Source organism: Pseudoalteromonas sp. PB2-1 (assembly GCF_045040605.1).
In the GTDB taxonomy this organism is placed as follows: Bacteria; Pseudomonadota; Gammaproteobacteria; order Enterobacterales; family Alteromonadaceae; genus Pseudoalteromonas; species Pseudoalteromonas arabiensis.
This window is the reverse complement of sequence record NZ_CP090667.1, coordinates 2253523-2267167: the sequence shown is the minus strand read 5'-3', so window position 1 is coordinate 2267167 and position 13645 is coordinate 2253523. Positions and strand designations below refer to the sequence as shown.

10 protein-coding genes are annotated in these 13645 nt (G+C 41.1%); 6 read left to right on the top strand and 4 right to left on the bottom strand.

The window, feature by feature from the left end; translation table 11 throughout:
• Positions 1–68 precede the first annotated feature (68 nt).
• From hrpA to L0Z67_RS10585, 3 genes are all read left to right on the top strand, one after another.
• The gene (gene hrpA, locus L0Z67_RS10595) at positions 69–3959 is read left to right on the top strand and encodes an ATP-dependent RNA helicase HrpA (protein ID WP_405128005.1); all 3891 of its coding nucleotides are present in this window, start codon (positions 69–71) and stop codon (positions 3957–3959) included.
• Between the two features lie 83 nt (positions 3960–4042).
• Positions 4043–4450: a PleD family two-component system response regulator gene (locus L0Z67_RS10590; protein ID WP_267145289.1), complete on the top strand. Its 408-nt coding sequence runs from the start codon at positions 4043–4045 to the stop codon at positions 4448–4450.
• Between the two features lie 12 nt (positions 4451–4462).
• Positions 4463–4753 carry a PilZ domain-containing protein gene (locus tag L0Z67_RS10585; protein WP_405128004.1) on the top strand — a complete coding sequence of 97 codons (291 nt, stop codon included), beginning with the start codon at positions 4463–4465 and terminating at the stop codon, positions 4751–4753.
• 3 nt (positions 4754–4756) lie between these two features.
• On the opposite strand, the gene L0Z67_RS10580 is transcribed toward L0Z67_RS10585, so the two are convergent.
• Positions 4757–5947, bottom strand: coding sequence for a class I SAM-dependent methyltransferase (locus L0Z67_RS10580; protein ID WP_405128003.1), 1191 nt, complete (start codon positions 5945–5947; stop codon positions 4757–4759).
• 135 nt (positions 5948–6082) lie between these two features.
• Between L0Z67_RS10580 and L0Z67_RS10575 the strand changes: the two genes are divergently transcribed.
• Together L0Z67_RS10575 and L0Z67_RS10570 are read left to right on the top strand one after the other, a co-directional pair.
• A complete protein-coding gene (locus tag L0Z67_RS10575; RefSeq protein WP_405128002.1) occupies positions 6083–6730 on the top strand; it encodes an HD domain-containing protein in 648 nt (215 codons plus the stop codon).
• 2 nt (positions 6731–6732) lie between these two features.
• The gene (locus L0Z67_RS10570; RefSeq protein WP_062570009.1) at positions 6733–7125 is read left to right on the top strand and encodes a VOC family protein; all 393 of its coding nucleotides are present in this window, start codon (positions 6733–6735) and stop codon (positions 7123–7125) included.
• Between the two features lie 17 nt (positions 7126–7142).
• On the opposite strand, the gene L0Z67_RS10565 is transcribed toward L0Z67_RS10570, so the two are convergent.
• A complete protein-coding gene (locus L0Z67_RS10565; protein WP_405128001.1) occupies positions 7143–8132 on the bottom strand; it encodes a two-component system response regulator in 990 nt (329 codons plus the stop codon).
• Positions 8129–11458 (bottom strand): PAS domain S-box protein, encoded by a 3330-nt coding sequence (locus tag L0Z67_RS10560; RefSeq protein WP_405128000.1) that lies wholly within the window; start codon positions 11456–11458, stop codon positions 8129–8131. The genes L0Z67_RS10565 and L0Z67_RS10560 overlap by 4 nt, the downstream gene beginning before the upstream one ends.
• Before the next feature lie 137 nt (positions 11459–11595).
• Between L0Z67_RS10560 and L0Z67_RS10555 the strand changes: the two genes are divergently transcribed.
• On the top strand, positions 11596–12666 hold the full coding sequence (locus L0Z67_RS10555; RefSeq protein WP_062570012.1) for a GGDEF domain-containing protein: 1071 nt from the start codon (positions 11596–11598) through the stop codon (positions 12664–12666).
• Here L0Z67_RS10555 and L0Z67_RS10550 read toward each other — a convergent pair.
• Positions 12663–13643 (bottom strand): ion channel, encoded by a 981-nt coding sequence (locus L0Z67_RS10550; RefSeq protein ID WP_405127999.1) that lies wholly within the window; start codon positions 13641–13643, stop codon positions 12663–12665. The genes L0Z67_RS10555 and L0Z67_RS10550 overlap by 4 nt on opposite strands.
• Positions 13644–13645: the final 2 nt, after the last annotated feature.

The window sequence follows — 13645 nt, the reverse complement described above, 5'->3', positions numbered from 1 at the left end:
AAGTAGTTTGGCTATAAATTGTTTGTTACAATACGCAGTCTACAAGTAGATAAATATAAGGGTATCGGGTGGTTAACCTAGGTCCGCTGTTCGGCGAATTAAAAACATGCTTACGCAAAGATCAATTCATCCTCAAAAAACGCCTGCATGGCATCAAAAAAATCAACGATGAAACAAAGCAAGCGAACATAGCGCAAAAAATCGCAGAAGATATTGCCCGTTCGCAACAACTGCGTGTTCAGCGGTTAGCAGCCATACCAACAGTAACTTACCCTGAACAGCTGCCTGTTAGCCAAAAGAAAGAGGATATTAAACAGGCGATTGCCAATAACCAAGTGGTGATCATTGCAGGTGAAACCGGCTCAGGTAAAACGACACAAATACCGAAAATGTGCTTAGAGCTAGGCCGTGGGGTTGAGGGTTATATTGGCCATACACAGCCGCGGCGTTTGGCAGCTCGTAGCGTTGCTAACCGTATCGCAGAAGAGATGCAATGCGAGCTTGGTCAGCAAGTCGGTTTTAAAATTCGTTTTAGTGATCAGGTTTCAGACAACAGTTATATCAAGTTGATGACCGATGGTATTTTATTGGCTGAAATCCAACAAGATCGTTATTTAAACCAATATGACACGATTATTATTGATGAGGCGCACGAGCGTAGCCTTAATATTGATTTTATTTTGGGTTATTTAAAGAACTTATTACCAAAACGCCCCGACCTCAAAGTCATTATTACCTCTGCCACTATCGATCCGGAACGATTCTCGAAACATTTTGATGACGCGCCGATAATTGAAGTATCGGGACGTACTTTCCCTGTGGAAGTGCGTTATCGCCCAACCACAGATATTAATAAAGATGAGATGGAAGCCGATGGCGACCAGTTGCAAGGTATTTTTGATGCCGTTGATGAGCTGTGTGAAGAAGGCCCCGGTGATATCCTAATTTTTATGAATGGTGAGCGTGAAATTCGCGATACAGCTGATGCGTTATCAAAGCGTAACTTAAAGGGCACCGACGTATTACCTTTATATTCGCGGCTCTCGAACGCCGAGCAAAACCGTATATTTGCTCCTCACTCTCGCCGCCACATTATTTTAGCGACAAATGTGGCCGAAACATCACTGACTGTACCTGGTATTCGTTATGTTATTGACCCAGGTACTGCACGAATTAGCCGTTACAGCTACCGTACTAAAGTACAACGCTTACCAATAGAGGCAATCTCACAAGCCAGTGCCAACCAGCGTAAGGGCCGTTGTGGTCGTATTGAAGCGGGCATTTGTATTCGCTTATACAGCGAAGATGATTTTAATTCACGACCAGAATTCACTGACCCAGAAATTTTACGTACTAATCTAGCCTCGGTTATTTTGCAAATGCTTGGTCTTGGCCTCGGGGACATGCAGCAGTTTCCGTTTGTACAAGCGCCAGACAGTCGTAACATCAATGATGGTTTAACCTTACTCGAAGAACTTGAAGCAGTTAAACCCGCTAAGCGCCATAAACAAACAGAATTAACTAAATCAGGACGTAGTTTAACTCGGTTACCTGTCGACCCCCGTTTAGCAAAAATGGTGCTTACAGCGGATGGGCTTGGCGCTCTTCGCGAAGTAATTATTATTGTTGCGGCACTGTCAATCCAAGACCCACGTGAGCGACCGCAAGAAAAGCGTGGCGCAGCCGATGAAAAACATGGCCGTTTTGATGATCCTGACTCAGACTTTATTGCATTTTTAAATCTGTGGAATTACCTTGAAGAGCAGCAAAGTGAGTTAAGCAATAGTCAATTCAGAAAGCTGTGCCAAAAAGACTTTTTAGCTTATATGCGTATTCGTGAGTGGCAAGATATTGTTTATCAGCTTTCTACTGTGTGTAATGAAATGGGCATGAAAGCCACGACGAACGTAGCTGACAGCGATCGTATTCATCAGTCGCTATTAAGCGGTATGCTAAGTCATATTGGCTTTAAAGACGAAAAACAAGTGTACAAAGGTGCACGTAATAGTCAGTTCCATATTTTTCCGGGTTCAGCGTTATTTAAAAAGAGTCCTAAGTGGATTATGGCTGCAGAGCTGGTGGAAACAAGTAAGCTCTACGCCCGTATCAATGCCCGTATCGACCTGAAATGGGTTGAGGGCTTTGCGCAGCATTTAGTCAAGCGCAGCTACAGTGAGCCACATTGGGAGAAAAAACCAGGGGCTGTTATCGCCTTTGAGCAGCAAACATTATATGGTCTGCTCATTGTTAATAAACGCCGCTGCGTATACAGCAACATTGATCCTAAAGTCAGCAGAGAGCTGTTTATTCGCAGCGCTTTAGTTGAACAAGAACTCGGTCAAAATGAAGGCTTTTTACAGTACAACCAAGAGCTTATTGACGATATTCAGGTACTAGAGAATAAGTCTCGCCGTCGCGATATTCTCGTTGATGAGCAAACCCTGTATGAGTTTTACGACAAAAAGATTCCTGCGGATGTAAATAATCGTGCAGCGTTTAATAAATGGTGGAAGGGACAAAAGCAAAAAGATATACGCTTTTTGCATATGTCACGTGATGAGCTAATGCAGCATGGCGCTGATCATGTCACCGAGTTTGATTACCCTGATACATGGCAACAAGATAATTTATTATTGCCGCTGACTTATCATTTTGATCCAGGGCAAGCGGTTGATGGTGTAGCGGTTCAAATTCCTGTTGCGTTACTTAATCAAGTTCAAGAAATCGGCTTTGATTGGCATATCCCTGCGTTTAGACATGAACTTATTTGCGCATTAATTAAGTCATTGCCAAAAACACTACGCCGTAATTTTGTACCAGCCCCAAACTACGCCGATGCTGTACTTGCGGCAATTGAGCCAATGCAGGGCAATTTACTGGATGCCATAAGTACGCGTTTATTGCGTATGACAGGGGTGCGCGTTGACCCTGATGCCTGGGACTTAACAACGCTCGCGCCACATTTACGTTTACAGTTTGAAGTACGTGATGAACACGATAAGTTACTTGCTCGTGGACTAAATTTAGAAAAGCTGAAAGCGCAGCTTCAAGGTAAAGTAACCGATACCTTATCGAAAGTAGCTGATAAAGGCATAGAGAAGACGGACTTAACACAGTGGAGCTTTGGTGAATTACCTTCTTCCTATGTTAAAAAGCAAGGTCAATATGAAATCAAGGCGTTTCCTGCTTTGGTTGATAAAAAAGACTCCGCAGCCGTTGAGTTGTTCGATAACGAACAAAAAGCACAACAAGCCCATCAACAAGGCTTGCGTCGTTTAGTGCTTTTAAATGTGCCATCTCCGATTAAATACTTACAACAAAACCTACCAAATAAGTCGAAACTTGGTTTGTACTTTAATCCGTTTGGTAAGGTCAATGATTTAATTGATGACTGTATTGCGGCCGCTGTTGATAGCTTACTAATTAAGTACGGCAATATTCGTACTGAGCAGGCGTTTGAACAAGCCAAGGAGAAAATTCGTGGTGAGCTTGGCGACACGGTTGTAGAAATTGCCACGCAGGTTGAACAAGTGTTAAGTATTGCTCATGGACTTAATAAGCGCATGAAAGGGCGTGTTGATTTAACCATGATCACAGCGCATGGTGATATTAAAGCACAGCTACAAAGCCTCGTTTTCAAGGGATTCGTTAGTCAACATGGCGCAGCTAAAATGACGGACTTAATTCGATATTTGAAAGCAATAGAGCGACGTTTAGAGAAATTGCCCGTTGATCCTAATCGTGATCGTTTGTGTGTTCTTGAGCTTGAAAAAGTGGCTGAGCAATATCAAAAACTCGCTAATAAAATTCCAAAGGGGATGCCAATACCACAAGAGATTGTAACGCTTTTTTGGATGCAACAAGAATTACGCGTTTCTTTATTTGCACAAACATTAGGGACGCCTTATCCTGTATCTGCAAAGCGAGTTTTAAACGCAATTAAAGAATCTGAGTTATAATTCATTATAGGCGTGTATGTGCAATAAAGTTTGCTTTATTGCACGTATAAACCACAGACATTAACTAAGGAGGTCATGTGGGCATTGAAAAGGAAAAACCGATTGCTGTTCCCGAGCGCTCACAAAGAAAGCAACAGCTTGAAATTTTAGTTGTGGATGATGAGTATTTTAATTTCGAAATGCTCAAAGCATCACTGGGCCTCGAGTTTTCTTTAAGCTATGCAAACTCAGGCACGACCTGTTTATCATCTGCTATTGCTGATCCGCCCGATGCAATTCTATTAGATGTCTGTATGCCAGGGCTGGATGGCTATGATACATGTCGGCTATTAAAAAACACACCAGAAACGGAGCAAATTCCAGTGGTTATGGTGTCAGGTTTAGAGTCAGAGCTTGAGCAAAAAGCAGGCTTTGAGGCTGGTTGCGACGCTTATGTGGTAAAACCTTTCTCTGTGAAAACACTCATTGAGAAAATAAAAACAGTGGTTTAGGAAGGATTATTTATGTTTCATGATGAAAAACGCGATTTTAGACGTATGCAAATCCACACACCCGCAAAACTCATCCCTTTAGAAAGTGGGAGTGAAATAGAGGCAACATGTACAGATTTAAGTGCCACAGGACTTGCAGTCAACCTTGATGACGTAGTGGAAGTAGGTTGCATGTTCCGCGTACTTATTGCTTCAACGAGCACGTCAATCACATCATTTGATGCAACAGCCAAAGTTATTAGAGCAACCAAGGAGCCAGATGGCTCCTTGAGTGCAGGGCTTGAAATTATCAGTTTTAACTAGTGCCTAGTAAACTTTACATATCAAGCCTTTTAGATAAAAACCTTCTGGGTAGCTGCCAGCAATAGGGTGGTCAGCTGCTTGGTTTAATCGCTCCATGATGAGCAGCTCTTTTCCTGCATCGAGGGCTGCATCAGCCACGACTTTTTGAAATAAATTCTGTTCCATTAAACCAGAGCACGAGAAAGTGAGTAATGTTCCACCTGGTTTTAGAATTTGCATCGCAATCATATTGATATCTTTATAACCACGACATGCACCGGTTAGCTGTGCTTTATTATCGGCGAATTTAGGTGGATCCATTACAATGGTATCAAATAGTTTACCTTCATCACGGTATTGGCGTAGTAACTTAAAGACATCTTGCTTAACAAAGTCGACCTTATTTAGATCAAGGTTGTTATGCTCTACATTACGCTTAGCTGTATCAAGTGCAGGTTGTGATACATCAACATTGGTCACATGTTTACAGCCGCCTCGTAAGGCATAGAGCGAAAATGTGCCCGTGTAGCTAAAGCAGTTGAGAACGGTTTTATCTTTAGAAAAGCGTTCAAGGGCTGCACGGCTATCACGTTGATCTAGGTAAAAGCCTGTTTTATGACCTTCTAAAATATCTACTTCAAGCTTTAGTCCATTCTCTTCGATGAGCACAGGCTCAGTCGGGGGGTTACCCCAAAGCACGCCTTTTATTGGATCTAACCCTTCTTTAGTGCGCACGTCTACATCAGAACGCTCGTAGATATCAGAACCTGGAAAAATAGTCATTAACGCTGCTACAATCTCGCCTTTATGACGCTCAGCACCTGCACTCAGTAATTGGCATACTAGTACGTTATCAAATTTGTCGATGGTGATACCAGGTAGATAATCAGACTCAGCAGCACATAAACGAAAGCCTGTTAGGCCACCTTCGCTGATCACTTGCTGGCGTGCATCATAAGCACGGCGAAGACGTTTTTCGAAGAAGGCTTGGTCTATAACTTCGTGTTGGTCAAAGCTCCACACACGTGCGCGTATTTGTGATTGTGGGCTATATGCTGCTATTGCGAGAAATTTACCGTCATTATCATAAATAGTAACCGTATCGCCTAGCCCTGGTTTACCTTTTACTTTTTTGATGGCTTTAGAGAACACCCAAGGGTGCTTTCTTTTTAATGATTTTTCTCGTCCAGCTTGTAGGTAAATAGCAGATGACATAGGGATTCTCGCGTCAAATAAAAGGGGGCATAGTTTAATGAAGCACCGGCAAACATACAATGAATGTTTTGAACAAATCCAGTAACCACGGTAAAGTAAGCATAATTTCAATCAGTTAATGGTAACAGCCGCTTTATGCAGCCAAAAATAGACTTTGCAGAACTGGAAACTCAATGTCGAGATTTTATTCTATCTTTACTCCATGCCGATGTGGCACACGATATTAGCCACATTGAGCGAGTGGTGCGAGTTGCAAAACAGTTATGCATTGCTGAAAAGGCCTGTATGGAGATTGTTCTACCGGCTGCATGGTTACATGATTGTGTAGCGGTGGCAAAAAATCACCCTGATCGCTCAAAAGCATCGACCATGGCGGCGGATAAAGCGTTAAGCTTTCTCAGCTCGATAAATTACCCAGAGCAATATTTCAATGCGATTCACCATGCTATAGCGGCACATAGTTTTAGCGCAAATATTGCTGTTCAAAGTGTTGAGGCACAAATAGTACAAGATGCAGATCGAATGGACGCACTCGGTGCTATTGGCGTTAGCCGCTGTATGAAAGTGGGCGGCTCTATTGGCCGCTATCTTTACCATAAAGATGATCCATTTTGTTTAAATCGCGAGCCAGACGATGGCAAATATACCCTAGATCACTTTTTTATAAAGCTATTACACATCAGTGAGAGCATGAATACCCCCTCCGCGAAAGATGAAGCGAATAGACGTACAGAGTATATGCAGGCCTTTTTAGAGCAGCTTAAATCAGAGATTGGAGAATGACAATGGCAGTTCCTTTGCTAAACGGGGTGGATCATTGCCACTTAAATGTTGATGATTTGGCGCAAGCTGTGACATGGTATCGAGATGTGTTGGGTTTTTCTGTGGTACCAGAGCTTGCGTTTTGGGATGAGGGAAAAGGCCCATTAACGCTTGAAGATCAAGCAAAAACGATTCGTCTGGCGTTATTTGAAGCATCAGGAAACAGTAAAGGCATTGCTTTTAGTGTAAACGCGGCGCAATTTCTAGCATGGCTTTCGCATTTATCAAAGTTCGATATTAAAACGGTGATTGCTGATCATGACGTGACTTACTCTATGTACTTTAAAGACTGTGCTGGCAACAGCCATGAAATCACCTCTCATGATTACGAGGGGATTAAAAAAGGTCTTGAATAAGACCTTTAAACCGCTTTTTAGCGAGAATAAGTACTTTTAATTTCGATGATAGAATCAATTTGACCAATAAATAAATCGATGAGTTGTGGGTCAAAGTGTTTGCCTGATTCAGCTTTTAGTAGCTCTACCGCTTTTTCAACTGGCCAAGCGTCTTTATAAGGGCGCACAGAGGTAAGTGCATCAAATACATCAGCAATACTCACTATTCGACCTTCAATACTGATCTCTTCGCCTTTTAAACCATACGGATAACCTGTTCCGTCCCATTTTTCGTGGTGCTCAAGAGCAAGCTTGTGCGCGAGTTGTAACAGGGGAGAGGGTGAGTCTTCAAGTATTTTTGCACCAATGATCGCATGTTGTTTCATATGCTCAAACTCTGTGGCATCTAAACGACCTGGCTTTAACAGTATCGAATCAGGGATACCAATTTTCCCTACATCATGCATGGGAGCTGCTTGCCTTAACTGCTCTGCTTGGTATTCGCTCATGCCATATGCTAATGCGAGGACTTTACTATAACGACTCATACGAGCAATGTGCTCACCCGTGTCGGTATCTTTATATTCGGCAGCACGACCCAGACGATTAATAAGATCAATATGCGCTAATTGAAGTTGTTCAGCTTGAATAAGTGATAAGTGTGTTTTAACGCGTGCACGCACAATTGCAGGGCTAATTGGCTTGGTGATGTAATCAACTGCACCTAACGCAAACCCTTCAGACTCGTCTTGCTCGTGTGCAAGTGCAGTCACAAAAATAACAGGAATATGTGCAGTGTGTTGATTAGACTTTAAAACCTTACATACTTCAAAACCATTCATATCAGGCATCATGATATCGAGTAAAATAAGTTTGGGTGGTTCATTTTCAATGAGTTGTAAGGCTAATTCACCCGATTTAGCAAATGACAACCTGTAATCATTGCCAAGAACTTCACGCATCACTTTTAAATTTGCAGGTTCATCGTCCACGACGAGAATTCTTTCACGTTCGGAAATGTGGCTCATGATAACTCCTTATGTTCAGTGATACTCTGTTTTAAATTCGCTAATACAGTGTTGGCTGCATCAAAGTCGAAATTATCGAAGTGTTTGCAAATGTCAGCAACGGTTTCTTTATACCTGTGCGGTGCAAGAGCGTACACTTGACTAAGTAGCTCATCATCTATTTCAGCATGCTGTGCTTGCGTTTGTAATGTGTCAATCAAAGGTAAAAAATCATCGATAGCTACTTCATCATCTAATTGATTATCAGTGTTATCATCCTTCGTTTGTTCAACCATTGCCAACAGGGTATGCCATTCTGTTTCGCATGCAGCTAATTGTGATTGAGCTTGGCTATGATCTATTGTTTTTTCTACTTGAGACAGTAAATATACTAGGTTCGTTAATGTTAAGTTCCCTGCAACACCTTTTAAAGTGTGCAAAATCATTTGCCGCTCTTTTTTATCCAGTGTGCCTTCTTTTAAACGTAGAACACTGTTTTTATGGTTAGCAAGGAATGCACTTATTTCAGTATTGAGTTTTTCCTTGCTGCCCCACATTTGAATGCCTTTCGCGTAATTAATATGCTGTTTTTCTAGTTGTGTACTTTGATTTGAAATTGCCTTGATCTCAAGGCCAAGTACCTTGGCTATTTCGTGATTTACTTGTTGAATATCGACAGGTTTATTTGCAAAACCGTTCATGCCTGCCTGTTTAGCCGTTAGCTTATCTTGCTGTAAAACGCTGGCTGTGAGGGCGATTATCGGTGTCTTTTTATGCTGTTTTTGTTGTTCAATGTCGCGAATTCTTTTAGTGGCAGTGATGCCGTCACATTCAGGCATATGAATATCCATTAAAATGACATCAAAATCCTGCTGCAAAAATAGCTCAATAGCTGCTAAACCATCACTGGCAGTGGTGACGGTATGTCCTGACTGAGAGAGCAAAATATTAAGTAACTCAACATTTTGTTCTATATCATCAACCACCATTATACGTAGTGGCGGTAGCGTAAACGGGTTGTTACTCAGGTTATCTACTTTATCAATGTCACCTTCGCTCAGTGCAAGGGTAAAGAAGAAACAACTTCCTTTTCCTTCTGTGCTAACAGCATTTATCGTTCCGCCCATAAGCTCGACGAGCTGCTTACTGATTGTTGTGCCAAGGCCTGTCCCACCAAAACGACGGGTCATAGTGCCATCTGCTTGTTCAAATGGCTGAAATATTGCCTTTAGTCGGCTTTTTGCGATGCCGATACCGGTATCTTGAACCTCAAAAAACAGGTGCTCATTTTGAGTTTTACTAACACTAATAGTAACAGAACCTGATTCTGTAAATTTGATAGCATTGCCTATAAGGTTATTTAAAACTTGGCGTAAACGAGCTTCATCACCTAAGTAGACCGGCGCAATATTATCCGCAATTCTTAAATCAAGTAGCAGGTTTTTCCTTTTTGCCTCAAGCCAAAAAGTTGAAACAATATTGTCGAGTAGGGCTTGCAGATTGAAATGTTCGTAGTGTATGTCAAGTTTGCCTTTTTCTAGCTTGGCTGAATCGAGTACATCATTGAGTAAATGTAACAACGAACGTGCTGAGCTATTTACGGTCACAATATGTTTTTGCTGCTCTTTATTAAGTGGACTGTCCATTAATATATCGCTAAAACCGATAATTGCGTTCATCGGTGTGCGGATCTCATGGCTCATATTTGCCATGAAAGATTGCTTGGCTTGGGCAGCGGCTTCTGCTTCATGTTTCGCTTGCATAAGGGATTCTTCATACTCATGGCGATCTGTAATGTCTACCAGTACACCATCAATCCACTTTTCATCAGCATCGGCGGTTTCGTTGATAGAGCCTTGATCTAGAACCCACACTGTTTTACCACTGCGGTGACGAATACGATATTCAACAGCGTATTGATTATTCTTAGCAATAGCCTCGGCCATTACTTCTGAAATATGAGCTTCGTCGTCTTTATTGATGATGTCTGAAAAAGTGATGGCTTGAGATACAAACTCTTGGTGGCTATAACCTGTTAAGTCCATAACTCTTGGACTTATAAACAACATACTCCAATGATCGTCTAATAAACAGCGAAAAACAGCGCCAGGTGTGTTATTCATTAATGTGCGATATTGCTGTTCTTTTTCCTCTAAACTCTTTTGTAGCGCGCGCTGCTCTGTTAAGTCGGTTATGAAGCCTACGAATAATGTTTCTGCATCAGGTTGCTTAGCTTCGCCAAGGCCCAAGCGAATTGGAAATTGGTGGCCATCTTTATGTTTTGCGCATACCTCTCGATTTACGCCGATAACTTTTTTCAATTCATGATTTGCGCTGTTAGATAAAAAGCCATCATGTTGATTGGCAATGTCGTCATTCATGAGCATTTTAACATTTTTGCCTAGTACCTCTTCTTGGTTCCAACCGAAAATGCTCTCTGCCGACTTATTAAAGCTCAAGATAGTGCCTTTAATATCTATGGTGACAATACCATCTATAGCGGTACTCAATATGGCATCTAAGCGAGACTCCTCTGCTGATTTTTCAGCTAACAGCATACGATAACGGATCATACCGTTAATAATTCCGACGATAGCGGTGAGTAACACGGTTGCAAATGAAACACTCACGGCAATGAAAATCAGATGCGAGTTATCTTGGTTTTCAGAAAGGAAGGGCGAGGTTGCGACAAACCGTGTGGCAGCCATTCCCATATAATGCATTCCCGCAACGGCTAAGCCTAAAATGATGGCGCAGATGACACGGTTTTGTAATTGACTGAGACGCTTAACATGATCTCTTAAATGAAAACGAGCATACAAACCAATAAAAGAGAGTAGCACAGCAACAACGATAGAGGCAGCAAACCATAGTGGATCGTAACGAAGTAAAGGGCTTAATTCCATTGCTGCCATACCAGTGTAATGCATCGTGCCGATGCCAGCACCTAACAGTACAGAACTTATCAGTAGCTTTACGGTATGAGGAATATGACTGGCAGCTTTGTTACGTAAAAAAGACATACCCGTGTAACAGGTTAAAAAGGCAGGTACAAATGAGAAGAAGGTGAGCCCAGGGGAGTAGCTTATTTTAGTACACAGCGAAAAAGCCAGCATACCAATGAAATGCATACTCCAGATACCACCCGAGAGTATTAATGCGCTGGTTGCATTACTTAGCTTTTTATAGGAGTCAAAGCGGGTTCTGTCTGCTAGATCAATTAAGTGAAGTGAAAAATAAGCGGCAAATATAGCCGTTGCGATTGAGAGGATGACTAAACTCGGGTCATACACACCACTAATAATTAAGTTTGGATTTTGGTCAGTAATAAAAAATTTCGCTAGCATAATAACTCAATATCGCTGCATATCATTATAGTCTAATACAAATCTACATGAATTTAGAGAAAAACCTACTATGTGAGTACGTAGGTTTGATTTCATTAGCTATATTTAATTAACAGTTGTGTAGTTATAGGTCCTTTATGCGTAGAACTGAGCAGACATTAGTAGAACAAATGCACATAAACGATGTTGAAATTCAGCATCGAATGAGCCTTCTTGGCCTCACCCCGCAGAGCCTAAAGTCTTTGAGTAATTATAAAGCGGTGATTGAGTCATCAATTGAGAATATGGTTAATGAGTTTTACCAAAAACAAACCGAAGTCGACGAAATATCTTTACTGATTGGTGATGCGGATACACTGACTAGGCTAAGAGATGCACAGCGACAATACATTATTGATTTATTTTGTGGACGCTATGAACACGAGTATGTAAATAACCGACTGCGTATTGGTATGGTGCATAAACGGATTGGTGTTGAACCTAAGCTATACCTTTCGGCAGTGTGTACGCTCAAAGAAATAATTTTTGAGGTTTTGCGAACAACAATAATTGATCAAGCTGAGCTTAGTCTAACATTGCAAACAGTTGATAAATTGATTTACTTTGATACCACGCTGGTTTTCGATACTTACATTGATAGCCTTGTCGGTGAAATAGAAAATGCAAAACGTCGTACCGAGGTTTATGCTAAAGGGCTAGAAGAAAAGGTGGCACAGCGCACACAAGAGCTTGAAAAATTAGCGAAATTAGATCCTTTAACCAATTTATATAATCGTAGAGTAATGCAAGAGCTGTTACAGCGAGACCTCGCAAGAGCCAGACGACATAAACTACCTTTAACCATTGTGTATTTTGATTTAGATAACTTTAAGGCAGTAAATGATACTCAAGGCCATCTAAAAGGGGACGAAGTGCTGAAATATATAGGACAATATCTTCATGAAAATATTAGGGAAATCGATATTCCATGCCGCTATGGCGGAGATGAGTTTTGTATGATTTTACCTGACTGTGAAATACAAAATGCAATTATCATTTGCGATAAGCTAATAGCATCATTCGAAGCCCGTTATCCAGAACTTCATTTAAGTTTTGGTTTGGTTGCTGCCCCTCTCGATAGCACGGTTGATGCCGAGGAGCTAATTAATCGTGCAGACAAAAAAATGTATGAAGCAAAAAAACATCAAGGCTCGTTTATCGTTCACTAGCGCGTCATACGTTTTACAAATACCACCACAAACAATGCAAGAGAAAAGCTACCACAAAATGCTTCAATAGCCGCTATAAGTCTTGAAAGGCCAATAGGCGTGATGTCTCCATAGCCTAAGGTGGTAAAGGTAACGACACTAAAATAAATACTATTTAAAAGTGCTGATAAATTTTGTGAAAAGGAATTATCAAAGTTTAATTGCAAAACAGTATTGTCATAGCTCACGCCAAATAAAAAATAACAAATAGCACAACAGACTATCAGTGATAAGCTAAAGCGAATTACATTTTCAGGCTTCTCGCCATACCCACATAACATATCAATAAAGCTGGAGGTAATTTGCTTTGTAGAACCTTTGGGGTACTGTGCATGTCTCATGCGAAGTTCTTTATAAGTAAAGTTACCTGCGAGTTCAAAAAGGCCCTGATGTTCCGATGCTTTACGAAGATTTCGATAAATCTCTTCGGATTGTTCAAATAGATCATGTGCTTGACTATGTTGTTTATTTTTTCGCGCTTTAATTGCTTGCGATTCTTGTAATAACTTTTCTCCCAAATCAATATTATCGATGCGGCTATCGTTGAGTTTAACGCCAAGCAAGTTTGTGTCCTTCAAATCACAGTAATGCAGGCTCGCATTATGTAAATTTGCTTTCATGAGTGAGGCATTGGCAATTCTATTATTGAATAAATGTGCACCAGATAGGTTTGCTCGGTAAAAATTGCAGTAGGAGAGATCATAACCTTCTTCATCATCTTGCTTAATTAAGTTAAGCCCAGATAAGTTAGCTCTTTGTAATTGTAAGCCTTGTAATAACCCACCTTTTTTAGCGTAACGCTCCAATTTCTGCGTTAGTTCAAGCCCAGACTTATCAAATTTATTGTCGTGCCAAAAACAAAAGCCAGATCCCATATCAGTTTCTTGGCACTTTTTTCCTGTGGGAGAGGTATAACTACAACAGGGTTTATCAGGCATAA

Excerpts from the sequence above, each read along its gene's own strand:
- L0Z67_RS10585 (WP_405128004.1), top strand. The coding sequence starts at position 4,463 with ATGTTTCATGATGAAAAACGCGATTTTAGACGTATGCAAATCCACACA.
- L0Z67_RS10580 (WP_405128003.1), bottom strand. The coding sequence starts at position 5,947 with ATGTCATCTGCTATTTACCTACAAGCTGGACGAGAAAAATCATTAAAA.
- L0Z67_RS10575 (WP_405128002.1), top strand. The coding sequence starts at position 6,083 with ATGCAGCCAAAAATAGACTTTGCAGAACTGGAAACTCAATGTCGAGAT.
- L0Z67_RS10570 (WP_062570009.1), top strand. The coding sequence starts at position 6,733 with ATGGCAGTTCCTTTGCTAAACGGGGTGGATCATTGCCACTTAAATGTT.
- L0Z67_RS10565 (WP_405128001.1), bottom strand. The coding sequence starts at position 8,132 with ATGAGCCACATTTCCGAACGTGAAAGAATTCTCGTCGTGGACGATGAA.
- L0Z67_RS10560 (WP_405128000.1), bottom strand. The coding sequence starts at position 11,458 with ATGCTAGCGAAATTTTTTATTACTGACCAAAATCCAAACTTAATTATT.
- L0Z67_RS10555 (WP_062570012.1), top strand. The coding sequence starts at position 11,596 with ATGCGTAGAACTGAGCAGACATTAGTAGAACAAATGCACATAAACGAT.
- L0Z67_RS10550 (WP_405127999.1), bottom strand. The coding sequence starts at position 13,643 with ATGCCTGATAAACCCTGTTGTAGTTATACCTCTCCCACAGGAAAAAAG.